Annotated in this window: 14 protein-coding genes; 11 read left to right on the forward strand and 3 right to left on the reverse strand. The window is 30.1% G+C overall.

Annotation, left to right across the window (positions count from 1 at the left end):
* The first annotated feature begins 24 nt into the window (after window positions 1-24).
* The 5 genes from IKZ35_02390 (at window position 25) to IKZ35_02410 (ending at window position 5,281) form a co-directional block, all read left to right on the forward strand.
* Entirely contained in the window at window positions 25-1,116 is a 1,092-nt protein-coding gene (locus IKZ35_02390; protein ID MBR4892811.1) for a hypothetical protein, read from the forward strand.
* Window positions 1,117-1,219: 103 nt separating this feature from the next.
* Window positions 1,220-1,972 (forward strand): hypothetical protein, encoded by a 753-nt coding sequence (locus tag IKZ35_02395; protein ID MBR4892812.1) that lies wholly within the window; start codon window positions 1,220-1,222, stop codon window positions 1,970-1,972.
* Window positions 1,973-2,091: 119 nt separating this feature from the next.
* On the forward strand, window positions 2,092-2,739 hold the full coding sequence (locus IKZ35_02400) for a DUF4358 domain-containing protein (protein MBR4892813.1): 648 nt from the start codon (window positions 2,092-2,094) through the stop codon (window positions 2,737-2,739).
* An 8-nt stretch (window positions 2,740-2,747) separates the two neighbouring features.
* Window positions 2,748-4,124: an MBOAT family protein gene (locus IKZ35_02405; GenBank protein ID MBR4892814.1), complete on the forward strand. Its 1,377-nt coding sequence runs from the start codon at window positions 2,748-2,750 to the stop codon at window positions 4,122-4,124.
* 8 nt (window positions 4,125-4,132) lie between these two features.
* The gene (locus IKZ35_02410) at window positions 4,133-5,281 is read left to right on the forward strand and encodes a hypothetical protein (GenBank protein ID MBR4892815.1); all 1,149 of its coding nucleotides are present in this window, start codon (window positions 4,133-4,135) and stop codon (window positions 5,279-5,281) included.
* On the opposite strand, the gene IKZ35_02415 is transcribed toward IKZ35_02410, so the two are convergent.
* The gene (locus tag IKZ35_02415; GenBank protein MBR4892816.1) at window positions 5,247-5,510 is read right to left on the reverse strand and encodes a hypothetical protein; all 264 of its coding nucleotides are present in this window, start codon (window positions 5,508-5,510) and stop codon (window positions 5,247-5,249) included. The genes IKZ35_02410 and IKZ35_02415 overlap by 35 nt on opposite strands.
* 69 nt (window positions 5,511-5,579) lie before the next feature.
* Window positions 5,580-7,913, reverse strand: a complete 2,334-nt coding sequence (locus IKZ35_02420) for a SpoIIE family protein phosphatase (GenBank protein MBR4892817.1) — start codon at window positions 7,911-7,913, stop codon at window positions 5,580-5,582.
* Between the two features lie 289 nt (window positions 7,914-8,202).
* Between IKZ35_02420 and IKZ35_02425 the strand changes: the two genes are divergently transcribed.
* On the forward strand, window positions 8,203-8,379 hold the full coding sequence (locus IKZ35_02425; GenBank protein ID MBR4892818.1) for a 30S ribosomal protein S21: 177 nt from the start codon (window positions 8,203-8,205) through the stop codon (window positions 8,377-8,379).
* Between the two features lie 629 nt (window positions 8,380-9,008).
* Here the strand turns inward: IKZ35_02425 and nth are convergent.
* Window positions 9,009-9,635, reverse strand: a complete 627-nt coding sequence (gene nth / locus IKZ35_02430) for an endonuclease III (GenBank protein MBR4892819.1) — start codon at window positions 9,633-9,635, stop codon at window positions 9,009-9,011.
* A 144-nt stretch (window positions 9,636-9,779) separates the two neighbouring features.
* On the opposite strand from nth, the gene IKZ35_02435 reads away from it, so the two are divergent.
* From IKZ35_02435 to xseB, 5 genes are all read left to right on the forward strand, one after another.
* Window positions 9,780-11,015: a serine hydroxymethyltransferase gene (locus tag IKZ35_02435; protein ID MBR4892820.1), complete on the forward strand. Its 1,236-nt coding sequence runs from the start codon at window positions 9,780-9,782 to the stop codon at window positions 11,013-11,015.
* Between the two features lie 183 nt (window positions 11,016-11,198).
* The gene (locus IKZ35_02440; protein MBR4892821.1) at window positions 11,199-11,582 is read left to right on the forward strand and encodes an Asp23/Gls24 family envelope stress response protein; all 384 of its coding nucleotides are present in this window, start codon (window positions 11,199-11,201) and stop codon (window positions 11,580-11,582) included.
* A gap of 31 nt (window positions 11,583-11,613) precedes the next feature.
* Window positions 11,614-12,051: a transcription antitermination factor NusB gene (nusB, locus tag IKZ35_02445; protein MBR4892822.1), complete on the forward strand. Its 438-nt coding sequence runs from the start codon at window positions 11,614-11,616 to the stop codon at window positions 12,049-12,051.
* Between the two features lie 3 nt (window positions 12,052-12,054).
* On the forward strand, window positions 12,055-13,248 hold the full coding sequence (locus IKZ35_02450) for an exodeoxyribonuclease VII large subunit (GenBank protein ID MBR4892823.1): 1,194 nt from the start codon (window positions 12,055-12,057) through the stop codon (window positions 13,246-13,248).
* Window positions 13,248-13,451 (forward strand): exodeoxyribonuclease VII small subunit, encoded by a 204-nt coding sequence (gene xseB / locus IKZ35_02455; GenBank protein MBR4892824.1) that lies wholly within the window; start codon window positions 13,248-13,250, stop codon window positions 13,449-13,451. Before IKZ35_02450 ends, xseB begins: the two co-directional genes overlap by 1 nt.
* Window positions 13,452-13,453 lie beyond the last annotated feature (2 nt).

Here is a 13,453-nt window from a genome sequence, read left to right on the forward strand (position 1 = left end):
TATATTTATATTAAGGGTGATATTATGTATGATTTTATAGTTAAAACATATGATAAAAGAACATTATATTTCTTTTTACATAAAGGGCTATGTGTTAAGAATTTATTAAAATCTGATAATAAATATTCGGTTATATATGAAGATGCAGTAAAAGACTTTGCAGTAGAGGATATGGGCTTTGGCAAAGTTTCAATAGTATGCCAGAATAACGAGGGAAGTATAGTTTTTATAAGAGAAGAGGATAATGGATATACCAAAACCATTCTTTTAAAAAACAAGAGTAAAGTATATTATGATAAATATTTCCACTTAAAACTTCAGGGGAACTGGTTAGGGTTAAGTTATATAATAGAATATAACGGTAAAAATATTCTTTCCTACCAGATAATAGATAACGAAAACGAACCTCCTATGGCAGTAGACTATATATTGGGTAAGAAATATTTTTCTTTTGTAGATTCTGATTTTAACAGAGTGTTTTTTTATAATAAAGATAACGAATTTGGTATTAAAATATTCAGATGGTCCAAGAAAAATTTTGATGGGTATAAAAAACTTGACGACGGAGAACTTTTAAGCGTTATAAATGATTTTAATGACAATTATTATCTTGTATATATGAAAGAAAATAAATGTTATTTAAAAATTATAAAAGGGGAAAGCGAAGAAGGGGAAGAAAGTGATTATCCTCTTGATTTTATAAACCTTTTTGACGAAGTCAATTTACTTATTGAGAATAATAATTTATGGATAACTGTTAAACGCTATAATTTTACATTCGGCAAAAAAATAAATAAAGAAGATGTTTCCTTTTCTCCATCATATAATTTCTTTTGCGATAAGGAAATAAAAAATATTTCTCTTGCAATTCACGATAAGGATATAAAATGCGAAACCTGTTTTGGAAGTGTAGCCGATTTTAAGCCTGAACTGTTACTGTATAAAAATATATGCGATTTTAAAAACAGCCATATATTTTTAAATGAAATATCCTCCGAAACACCACAAATCCCTAATCCTTTGAATATAGCAGTATCAAAACTTGAAATAAGGATAAAAGAACTTGAAAGTAAGATAAAAGAGTTAGAGGGGGAAGCCCAAAGAAAAGAAAATTAAGTTTTTTATTGAAATTTTGGTTTTTATATGATAAAATGTAGAGGAAAGTTTAAATTATTACCAATGTAAAAAAGGAATTATCCAAGTATACGGAGGAATACATATGAAACCAAAAAAGGTAGTTCTCATCTTAGTTTTAACTTTAGTTATGTTAATGTTGTCAGGTTGTGTAAATGTTACCTGTAATATTAAATTTTTAGATAATGATAAGGCAGACATTAAGGCAAAAGTATTTTATACTGACAGTAACTTTAAGTATAATAATCAGTCTATTGAAAATGTAAAGGATGAATTTACAAGCCTTGGTTATTTAGTTAAAGATATTGATGAAAATGGTATGCGTGGTTTTTCTTTAGAATTAAATGATGTTAATTTAAAAGAAATATTAACATCTTATTATATAAAAGAGTACGGCATAAATATCAAACTTACAGAACTTGAAAATTATCAGTTTTCCAAAGGCTTTTTTGCCAATAAATATGTTTTAAACCCTAAAATAGATATTACAGATGTTTCCAAAATAAAATCTGTTACTGACGGGGAAGGAAAGGTTGTAGGCGGCGAAGAACTAAGTCAACTTATTAAAGATTCTCACTTAAGATTTTCTGTTACATCTAAAAACGGTTCTATTACCAAAACGGATGAAGCGGCAATTATTTCAAAAGATGATAAAATTGCAGAATGGGTGCTTCTTCCTGATAAAATAACCGATGTAAGTGTTGAACTTTTAACATCCAATGTTTTAAATATTATAGGCACAATAATTATTCTTTCGGTTATTTTAGTGTTTACCATAATTTTTATGACCATGCTTATAAAAATGTATATTAAAAGAAAAAAAGAATGCAGTGAGTAATAATTGTTGTAAAACTTAAAATGAATAGATGCAGAATGCTTTTTTCTGCATCTATTTTTAAAATCAGGGAACTTTTTATATATTAAGGTGTCTAATAAATGAAAAGGAGTGGACAAACTATGAAAAAATTTTTATCTTTAATAGTAGTTGGTATGTTGATTTTATCAGTTATGGCAGGATGTGCAACTGATAAAGTGAGTAACGAAGAAAATAATGATGTGGTAGTTAATCAGTCTGATGAAAATCAGGTTGCTGATGAAAAGGTTGAAGAAAGCGAGAATAAAGATAACATAAGTAATAAAGAAGAAAGCGAAAGTAAACCTCAGGAGTCAGTAAAACCTGAAAATAATACTGATAAAAAGGAAGAAGAAAAAAATATTACTTTAAGCGAAGTTGTAAAAGAGATGATAAAGGTTATCCCAAAAGATGAGCATACATTAGAAGAGATTCCCGAAGAGTTATACAAAGATGTATACGGAGTAAACAGTGCTGATTTTAAAGACGTTAAAATCTATGGCACAATGATAAGCGTAAAAGCAAACGAAATTATAGTTATAAAAGCCGAAAATTCAAAAGAATTAGATAAAGCAGTTTCGGTTTTAAATCAAAGAAAAGATACTGTTTATAAAACATGGGAGCAGTATTTACCTGACCAGTTTGAAATGGTAAAAAAAGGCGTTATTAAAACTAACGGTAATTACGCAGCACTTATAATTTCGCCTGAAGTTGATAATGTAGCAAACAAATTTATTGAACTTACCAAATAGGAGATATTATGGTTTTCTCAAGTGTATTATTTTTATTTTACTTTTTACCCTTAACACTTATTCTATATTTTATTTTGCCAAAAAGAGCGAGAAATCTTGCTCTTTTTGTTGTAAGTCTTTTGTTTTATGCATGGGGTGAGCCGATATATATTCTTATAATGTTGTTTTCAACATTTTTTGATTATTTCAATGGTCTTATGATTGAAAAAAATGAGGGTGATAAAGGAAAACAAAAGTTTTATCTAATACTTTCTGTTGTTGTTAACCTTTTAATTTTAGGGTTCTTTAAATATTCCGATTTATTTATTATGTCGGTTAATTCGCTTTTTAATCTTGATATAAAACTACTTAATTTAGCATTGCCGATAGGAATTTCATTTTATACTTTCCAGACTATGTCATACTCTATTGATGTTTACTTTAAAAAGGCAAAAGCACAAAAAAGTATAATAGATTTCGGGTGCTATGTTGCTATGTTTCCGCAACTTATTGCAGGGCCTATTGTAAGGTATCACACAATAAGCAAAGAACTTAATAAAAGGGAAGAAACATTTGATAAAACATACGACGGTATAAGTCTTTTTATCTGCGGACTTTCCAAGAAAGTTTTACTTGCAAATAATATCGGTATTTTATGGGATACTATAAAAGTTCTTCCTGAGAGTGAAATGTCAGTTTTACTTTACTGGCTTGGTATAATTGCCTATGCATTCCAGATTTATTTTGACTTTTCAGGCTATTCTGATATGGCAATAGGTCTTGGAAAAATTTTCGGGTTTACTTTTCCAAAAAACTTTAACTATCCTTATATAAGTAAATCAATAACTGAGTTCTGGCAAAGATGGCATATTTCCCTTGGCACATGGTTTAAAGAATATCTTTATATTCCACTTGGCGGTAACAGGGTTAAAATATCTAAAAATATATTAAACCTTCTTATTGTATGGGGCGCAACAGGCCTATGGCACGGAGCAAGTTATAATTTTATAGCATGGGGACTTTATTACGGACTTTTACTCGTTATAGAAAAATTTGTATTAAAGAAATACCTTGAAAAACTACCTTCGGTATTTTCCCATTTTTACACATTGTTTTTTGTAATTATAGGCTGGGTGTTATTTGCTTTTGAATCTTTAAAAGACGGAATATTATATTTATCAGGTATGTTTGGAAGAGGAGTGCCTTTTATAAATTCCTTAGGGTTATATCAACTTATGTCTTATATTCCATTATTGATTATACTTGTTATTTCATCAACACCGGCAATGAAAAAAATAAGATTTAATAAATATGTTCTTGCAGTTTTATGTATATTAGGTTTTATACTTTCAACTGCATATATAGTAGATTCAACATATAATCCGTTTTTATATTTCAGATTTTAGGAGATAGTATGAAAAAAATATTTGTAATTATATTTGCCTGTTTTTACTTGTCTTTTAGTATTTACAACTTTTTAGTTCCTGCAAAAGAATTTTTGGAAAATGAAAACAGGTACGCAAAAAAAAGCCCTGAGTTTTCCTTTGAAAACCTTTTTAAAGGAACATATACATCAGATTATGAGGGGTATATAACAGATAAAACAGCATTCAGAGATAAGTTTGTATCTCTAAAGAGTAACAGTGAAAAACTTATAGGAAAAAAAGATAATAACGGTGTATATTTTTGTGATGACGGTTATCTTATAAAAACTTATGATAATAAAGACTACTCACAGATTTTATTAGGTAATATAGATGCTATAAACCAACTTGCAAAAGATAAAAATTTTAATGTAAGTTTTTCTCTTATTCCAACTGCATATGAAATTTTAAAGGATAAACTTCCAAAATATGCCTATAATGACTATCAGATAGATGTAATGGATGAGGTTTTATTAAACCTTGAAAATGTTAATTTTATAAATCATCTAAATACTCTTAATGAAAATAAAGATGACTATCTTTACTTTAGAACTGACCATCATCAGACTGCACATGGGAGTTATTTAGTGTACTCGGATATTATTAAATCTCTTGGAAAAGAGCCTGTTGGTAAAGATAATTTTGATATAAAAGTAATGTCTTCTTCGTTTTTTGGAACAACATGGTCTAAAGCAACCGTTAATGTAAAAGGAGACGAAATTATTAAATACGAACCAAAATTTGATATAAGCTATAAAGTGAATTATGATATGACTAATGAGTCAGACTCATTATATTCAGAAAAAAATATTGCCATCAAAGATAAATATACCTATTATCTTGATGGCAACCACGGTATTACAACTATAAGAACAAATTATAGGGGTGGAGAAAAACTTAGTAAAGAAAACGGTGAAAAAATAGCAATAATTAAAGATTCGTATTCCCACAGTATAATACCGTTTTTAGCAAATCATTATAGCGAAATCGTTGTATTCGATTTAAGATATTATAATCTTAATATTCCTTCATATCTTCGTGAAAATAATATAAAAGACGTTCTTTTTATATACAATGTCGATAATTTTATAGAAGATAATAACCTTAGGAAAATAAGTGCATACCTACAAAGCAAGTAATAATGGATATGGCTATGCATCCTAATATAAAACCTGAAATTTTAAGCAGTGAATAAGAGCGTTTTTTAACATTTTTATTTTCATATTCGTATATAATTTTTTCTGCTTGTTTTAAGAGTAGTTCCTCTGGAACTATTCTTTTTTTATTACCGTTTAAAATGAGAATAACCTTATCTATATATTCAGAATCGGTATTATTTATCATAATAATATCGTTGTTAGTATTCATTTAAACATCCTTTCTAAAAAATATCTTCTAATAAATTAATTCCCATAAAAAAAGAAAATATACATAAATTTACAAATTTGACACTTTGCTTACTATAACTGTCATATCATCTTTGTCTTTGTTTTTTGTTGTTCTTGCAATTTTTAATAAAGTATCCGAGATAATATCAGGGTCGTCTGATTTAATAGCCTTTAAGGCATCTACTATCCAGTCTTCCTTATCTATTGAATCGTAAATTCCGTCGCTTAGCATAATTATCATATCATCTTTAGAAAGTTTTATTTTATTTATTATATCATCTTTGTTTTCAACAATTCCGGCAGGGAATGAGTTGTTTTTAATAACTATAAATTCTCCGTCAGCCTTCTTTATATATGTAGGACAAGCGCCTCTTTTTAATATTTCAAGTTCTCCGTTCTTTAAATCGAGTATGCTTAAATCAATAGTAGAAAAATAATCACTTTCTCCGCTGCACATAAGGGAAGAATTTATAAGTTTAACAGAGGTTGTTTTGGAAAAGCCTGTCTTTAAAAATTCCTCCATAAGTTTAATGGTATTTTTTGAATAAAAAGATGCAACCTTCCCGCTTCCGCTTCCATCGCATAAGATAATATATCTTGTGGAATTATCAAGAGTTTTTATAGAGTAATTATCTCCGTTTTTTTCAGAACTTGTTTTGGTGTTCTGCTTAACACTTGAATTTAAAAAGAAATTTTCCCCCTCTTTAAAGCGTAGTATACATTCTTTAAAAGAGCATTTTCCCGATACTTTAATAAATGGAATTTCAAGTATTTCAGTAAGCCTTTTTTCTATAAATTTATAGCACTTGTCTTTTTTCTGGCAGGGAAAGAGAGTAAGTTCAATCTGGGTGTTTTCATTTGAGTCTTTTAATACATTTATGCTCTTTATATTAATTCCGTCATTTTCAAGTGCCGATGATATATCAAGGGATAGTTTTTTATCAAAATATGGGTTTTTTTCTATCTCTTTTTTTAAGTTAGAAACAATATCTGAAAGTTCTGTAAACTGTTCTTTGTAAATTCTGGTGTTTTCGTTCATTTTATTTTGCCATACCGAATTTAATCTGTAAATTTCGTAAAGAGAAGTTATGTGAAGTAATATATCATTTAATTTAACGCACTTGTTTTTAAACGCTTCAGGTAAATCTTCTTTTTTTATTTTACCTTTTGTATTTATTTTTTTAATGGCAACAAATAATGAGTCAATAGTTTTATTGTAATCTTTCTGCCAGCAGTAAAATCTTAAAGCACAGTTTTTACATACTCTTTCTGCTAATTCTTCGCATATTTCGTTTCTGTAATCAACTGTTACTTTTTCCTTTTTGGAAAGGGTTTCGGTTATGGTGTCTGCAAGTTTTTTAAATGCAATGCTGAGCCTGTCCAGTTTAACCGTTGCAACATTTTTTATAGTCATTGCCGAACTGTTCTCAAATGTGTTTTTTTCATCTGTCATAAACAGTTTTTTAAATAAAATGTCAGGAAAAATTATGTAAATAAGTGCTGCTATTGCAATTTCAAGATAGGAAATTACCATATAATTTTCAGTAACAGTTATTAAATTCAAAATAACATTTCCTAAGGTAAATCCCATAACGGTAATAATTTTTCCATACTTGTAAAACACAGAAGATAAAAGACCGTTAATTGAGTAAGATGCTATGTAAATTCCTGCCATATCGCTTCCGCATCCTGCACCTATTCCTGCAAATGTGCTTATCTGTGCGCCAAGCCCTAAATTCCCTGATGCAGCGCCGAGAAATACGATATATGTTGCAGCAATGTTTTTTAACTTTATATGTTCTGAAAGTGTAATTTCGTCCATTCCTGCAATAAATAATGCAATAACAAAAAGAAAGGTTATTATTTCATCTAATGTAAAATATTTTTTGTCAAAAATCTTAATAATTGAGTCAGTGCCTTTTTTAAAGACATAGTATAGTGCAAAGGATGATACTGCCTCAAATATAACAACTAAAATATCATATATAAAATAATCTTTAAAAAGGGTAAAGCATAAGCCGAAGATAAAGTATGAAATAAGGCAAATGCTGGGGTTTACCTTATTTTCATCAATCTTTGGAAAAATCCATTTAATAAGAGTTGATAGGGTAAGGCCGAATAAAACAGCAAGAAGATATCTTGTAAAATTACTGCTTCCCATACTCCATAAGCCCAACAGAGCAGATAAACTTACCACAGGATTTTTACCTGATGCAAGTAAAAAGGGAAGTGCAAAAGGGGATATGCCTGGTGTTAAATTTATTCTTCCAATAAAAAAAGATATCAGACAAATCAATGCTGTTTCCTTATATTTTGATATTATAAAAGAGAAACTGAATTTAGTTTTTTTAATCACGGTTGAGTTTTTCTTAAGTAATTCCATTTTAAATCTCCTCTTTAATACTTTGTAGTTTATGTAAGTAAAATATATTATACAACTTACATATGGAAAAAAATGTCAAAACTAAAGAGGGGAATACAAAAATGTTTCGACATTGTTAAAATAATGTGGAAGATGCATATAAAAATAATATTTTTTACAAAATTTGTTGACAAAATACCAAAAACTATGTATAATGTAATAGCATATTATGTTCGGAAGAAGTATTATGTATCGCTTAAATAATTTTTAAGCACCCAAAGCATTTGCTTTAGCGGAGGGAGGGAAACAAATGTCAGAAATCAGAATTAAAGAAAACGAATCTTTAGATAACGCTCTTCGTAGATTTAAAAGACAGTGTGCGAGAGCAGGAGTGTTAACTGAAATCAAAAAAAGAGAACACTACGTTAAACCAAGTGTAAAAAGAAAGAAAAAATCCGAAGCTGCAAGAAAAAGAAAGTTTAAATAATTGCAGTATATTTTGTTATATGATTTTTGATAGTTTGGAAAACATTTTCCAAACTATTTTTTTTAGGGAAGGGATGTTAAAAAAGTCTGGATCGCAAAAAGTTAATAATGTAAATTATTGAGATGTTCGCAATATACAAGAATAACAGTAACAAGGTAAAGATTTTTAAAAATAAAAATCTTTGAAATTTAAAACTTTTTGCTATGAACAAACATAACCATTAAAGTATTATGCAAACACGCCTTAAAACCTTTAAAACTGGCTTTTTCTTCGTTGTCAATTTCGATATACCTCGTATTATCGAAATCTTTCGCCTTGAAAAATCTTATTTTTAAAGGTTTATAAGGTTCATAGAATTTTAGAATTAACAAATTTTTAGATAGAATTAGGCAAAAGCCTTGGGAATATTTTTATATTCTCAAGGCTTTTAACGACATAATATCAGAAATTTGTAATTCCAAAACGAGTTTGTATAATACCTTAATGGTTACACACTCGCTGTATCTCATACAGCGTCGGGTAACCCAAAGCAATGCTTTGGCTAAGTTTGTCCATTCCAAACATTTTTACCTATCCCTTCAAGAAAAGGCTTTATTTAAAAAGTTTAACTCTTTAAATAAAGCCTTTTGTTATATCTTTTTTAAACATATATCTTTTATCTTACATATATCGCATTTAGGTTTTCTTGCGTTGCAAACAGCCCTTCCGTGAAAAACCAACTGGTGGCAAAAGGTAGCCCTGTCATCTTTGGGAACAATCTTTGCAAGGTCCATTTCAACTTTGTACGGGTCGTCAAATTTTGTAAACCCCATTCTTTTTGCCAGACGTTTTGCATGAGTATCAATAACAAGATGAGGGTTACCAAATGCGTCCCCCATAACAACTCCTGCAGTCTTTCTTCCTACTCCGTTGAGTGATGTTAATTTATCAAAATCATTTGGTACTTCTCCGCCAAATTCCTCTGTTATTTTTTTAGCGGCAAGAATTATGTTTTTTGCCTTTGAATGATAAAAACCTGTGGATTTTATGTCCATACAAAGTTCATCATAATCGGCATTTGCAAAAGCATAGATATCAGGATATTTCTTATATAAAGAAACGGTTACCTGATTAACTCTCTTATCTGTGCATTGTGCAGCAAGAATGGTTGAAATTAAGAGTTCGTGAGGCTTTTTGAAATTCAGCGAACATACTGCGTCATAATATTCTATATCAAATATTTCTTTTATCTTTTTATATCTTTCTTTTTTAGTCATTTTTATACTCCTTAAGAATAAAACTCTCATTAATATTATACAAATATCCTTATTTTTTGTCAATAAAGGTAAAAAACCATTGCAATAACCTACAATATAGTATATAATATAATAAATTATTATGATTTAAAGGAGAAATTCAAGATGTTTACAGAAAAAATTTCAAAAGTTGACCCTGAACTTGCCTTGGCGATTTCCAAAGAAGTTGCAAGACAAAGAGGAAATATAGAACTTATCGCATCGGAAAACTTTGTATCCGAAGCAGTTTTGGAAGCAGTTGGCACACCACTTACCAATAAGTATGCAGAAGGTTATCCTGGTAAAAGATACTATGGTGGTTGTGAATGTGTTGACATAGCAGAAGACCTTGCAAGAGAAAGAGCAAAAATGCTTTTTGGTTGCGACCATGCTAATGTTCAGCCTCACTGTGGAGCAGCAGCGAATACTGCAGTTTATTTTGCTATGTTAAATCCTGGCGATACTATTTTAGGTATGAATCTTGCTCACGGAGGGCATCTGTCTCACGGTAGCCCTGTAAATATCAGTGGTAAATACTATAATGTTATTCCATACGGTATAGATGACGATACTCACAGAATAGATTATGAAGAAGTCAGAAGACTTGCCTTAGAGCATAAGCCAAAAATGATAGTTTGCGGAGCAAGTGCATATCCAAGAATTATTGACTTTGAAAAATTCTCTCAGATAGCCAAAGAAGTGGGTGCATATCTTATGGTTGATATTGCCCATATCGCAGGTCTTGTTGTTGCAGGGCTTCATCCAAACCCTGTTCCTTATGCAGATTTTGTTACCACTACCACTCATAAGACATTGCGTGGTCCAAGAGGTGGTATGATTATGTGTAAAGAAGAGTATGCCAAGGCTATTGATAAAGCAGTTTTCCCTGGTCTTCAGGGTGGTCCTTTAATGCATGTTATAGCAGGTAAGGCAGTATGCTTTAAAGAAGCGCTGTCAGATGAGTTTAAGGCTTATCAGACACAGGTTGTTAAAAATGCCAAAGCCCTTGCAGAAGGTCTTTGTAAAGAAGGGTTTGACTTAGTATCCGGAGGTACAGACAACCATCTTATGCTTGTTGATTTAAGAAACTTTAAGATTACAGGTAAAGAAGCAGAAAAAAGACTTGACGAAGTTAATATTACAGTTAATAAAAATGCAATTCCTAATGACCCTGAAAGTCCGTTTGTTACAAGTGGAATAAGAATTGGTACACCTGCGACTACTTCCCGTGGATTTTTAGAAGAAGATATGAAAGTTATAGCAAAACTTATTGGAATGGCTTTAGGCGAAGATTTTGAAAATAAGAAAGAAGAAATCAAAGAAGAGGTTAAAAAATTAACTGATAAATATCCATTATACTAATTTTAAAAGGCAGTTTCGCACAGTGTGAAACTGCCTTTTTTAAAATAATTTTCAACTTAATGAAAAAAGTTGCATTTTCAGGGAAAAATAATGCATAAAGTTTACAAAATATATTGAAATATATTATAAAAAATGATAAAATATAATATAATTCAATTATGAAAAATTAAGGAGGCAACAACAATGAAAAAATACGAAGAAGAAAACATTAACACAACAGTAGAAACAGGTGATATTACAGTTTCCGAAAATGTTATTGCATCTATTGCAAAAAATGCCCTTTCTGAAATTGAGGAAGTTCACTCCGTTGTTGGAGAAAGTTCTAATTCCAAAAGTTTTCTTGATATGATTTCCGATAAAGCAACAGGTAAAGATAAAGGCATTAAAGTAGAGTTTAAAGAAAATAATGAACTTAATATTGAAGTATTTGTTGTTTTAAAATACGGTACAAATCTTATTTCGGTTTCCAAAGTTATTCAGGAAAAAATAAAAGATGCTGTGGAAAGCATTGCAGGTATGCACGTTCTTGATATTGATGTGTTTATCGAAGGGGTTATTGCTGAATAAGATTTACAAAAGTATATATCGGAGGTACGCTATGAAAAGACAGGATTTAAGAAAATATGCTTTTCTTATAACATTTGGCAGGTCTCTTAGTTTTGATACGCCTGAAGAAGCATTGGGGAATTATCTTGAGTCCTTTAAGGAAGATTACGAAAAAGAAAATGGTAAATTTTCAGATAAAGATTTAGAGTTTGTTCGTGATATAATATTCGGTATCAATAAAAATATAGGTGTTATAGACGATACAATTTCTATGTATTCTAAAGATTTTGAAATTTCAAGAATATCAAAAGTGGCACTTGCTGCTCTTAGAGTAAGTATTTATGAAATTCTTTTTAGAGACGATATTCCTGATAAAGTTTCTGTAAACGAAGCCATAGAAATAGTTAAACTCTACGATGAAGAAAATACTGCCAGATTTGTTAACGGAGTGCTTGGCAATCTTGTTAATAAAAATAAGGAAGAAAAATAAACTATGATTATTTCGGTTACCGAGCTTAATTCTCTTATTAAAGAGTATTTTGATTTAAACCCTGTGTTCACAAGCCTTTATGTCAAAGGGGAAATTTCAAATTTTAAAAAGCATTCATCAGGGCACTGCTATTTTAGTCTAAAAGATGAAAAAAGCGTTATAAAAGCAGTGATGTTTAAATTTAATGCATATAACCTTCAATTTGAGCCGGAAAACGGTATGAAGGTTATTCTTAATGCCCGTCTTTCTTCTTATGAGAGAGACGGTGTTTATCAGTTATATGTTAACGAAATGCAGCCTGACGGAATCGGAGCACTTCATATAAAATTTGAAAAGTTGAAAGAAAAATTTTCAAAAGAAGGCCTTTTTGATGAAAGGTATAAAAAACAGATTCCTCGTTTTCCTAAAACCATAGGGGTTGTAACCTCGCCGACAGGTGCAGCGATAAGAGATATAATAAACGTTTTAAAAAGGCGTTGGAAAAATGTCGATATAATAATATATCCTGCGCAAGTTCAGGGGGAAGATGCACATTTATCCATTATAAGCGGGATAAAGTATTTTAACGAAAATAAAGTTGACGTTATTATTATCGGCAGGGGTGGCGGCTCGGTTGAAGACTTATGGTGTTTTAACGAAGAAGAAGTTGCAAGAGAAATATTTAAATCAACTGTTCCTTTAATTTCTGCAGTAGGGCATGAAACTGATTATACAATATCAGATTTTGTGGCAGACTTAAGAGCACCTACACCGTCTGCAGCAGCAGAACTCTCAGTTCCATCTGTATATGAAGTAATGGAATTTATTAACTCATCTGAAAAAAGAATGTATTTATCCTTGCTAAAAAAGATAGAGTTTTTAAATGATAAAATAAATATGTATAAAAATTCCAATGTTTTAAAACACCCTGAAAGAATTTTAGAAAAATATCAGCAGGATGTTTCAAACTTTTCGGATAAACTTTTATTAACATATTCTGATGCGATTTCAAAGTTTAAAGAAAGATATATTAAGAATGTTGCACTTTTAGACGGATTAAGTCCCCTTAAAGTTTTAAAAAGGGGATATACATTTGTCGAAGACGATAATGGCAAAGTTTTAGACAGTGTAAAAAATATTATCAGTGAAGATATTATAAACCTTAAATTTGCAGACGGTAAAGCAAGATGTAAGGTAATATCCAGGGAGGAATATTGATGGCAACCTTTGAAGAAAATCTTAAACAATTAGAAAATATAGTTTCAAAACTTGAAAAGGGAGACGCTCCTTTAGAAGAGTCTATCAAAATGTTTGAAGAAGGAGTTTTAATTGCCAATACTCTTTCAAAAACATTGGATGAAGCAGAAGGTAAGATAAAAATTGTTACCGGCTCATCCTTAAAAGACTTTAATATAGAGTAGGA

It is taken from the genome of Clostridia bacterium, assembly GCA_017554615.1.
Classification (GTDB): Bacteria; Bacillota; Clostridia; order UMGS1840; family HGM11507; genus SIG450.

Bases quoted from the DNA above. Each gene is read 5' to 3' on its own strand.
- IKZ35_02390 (MBR4892811.1), top strand. From the start codon at position 25: ATGTATGATTTTATAGTTAAAACATATGATAAAAGAACATTATATTTC.
- IKZ35_02395 (MBR4892812.1), top strand. From the start codon at position 1,220: ATGAAACCAAAAAAGGTAGTTCTCATCTTAGTTTTAACTTTAGTTATG.
- IKZ35_02400 (MBR4892813.1), top strand. From the start codon at position 2,092: ATGAAAAAATTTTTATCTTTAATAGTAGTTGGTATGTTGATTTTATCA.
- IKZ35_02405 (MBR4892814.1), top strand. From the start codon at position 2,748: ATGGTTTTCTCAAGTGTATTATTTTTATTTTACTTTTTACCCTTAACA.
- IKZ35_02410 (MBR4892815.1), top strand. From the start codon at position 4,133: ATGAAAAAAATATTTGTAATTATATTTGCCTGTTTTTACTTGTCTTTT.
- IKZ35_02415 (MBR4892816.1), bottom strand. From the start codon at position 5,510: ATGAATACTAACAACGATATTATTATGATAAATAATACCGATTCTGAA.
- IKZ35_02420 (MBR4892817.1), bottom strand. From the start codon at position 7,913: ATGGAATTACTTAAGAAAAACTCAACCGTGATTAAAAAAACTAAATTC.
- IKZ35_02425 (MBR4892818.1), top strand. From the start codon at position 8,203: ATGTCAGAAATCAGAATTAAAGAAAACGAATCTTTAGATAACGCTCTT.
- nth (MBR4892819.1), bottom strand. From the start codon at position 9,635: ATGACTAAAAAAGAAAGATATAAAAAGATAAAAGAAATATTTGATATA.
- IKZ35_02435 (MBR4892820.1), top strand. From the start codon at position 9,780: ATGTTTACAGAAAAAATTTCAAAAGTTGACCCTGAACTTGCCTTGGCG.
- IKZ35_02440 (MBR4892821.1), top strand. From the start codon at position 11,199: ATGAAAAAATACGAAGAAGAAAACATTAACACAACAGTAGAAACAGGT.
- nusB (MBR4892822.1), top strand. From the start codon at position 11,614: ATGAAAAGACAGGATTTAAGAAAATATGCTTTTCTTATAACATTTGGC.
- IKZ35_02450 (MBR4892823.1), top strand. From the start codon at position 12,055: ATGATTATTTCGGTTACCGAGCTTAATTCTCTTATTAAAGAGTATTTT.
- xseB (MBR4892824.1), top strand. From the start codon at position 13,248: ATGGCAACCTTTGAAGAAAATCTTAAACAATTAGAAAATATAGTTTCA.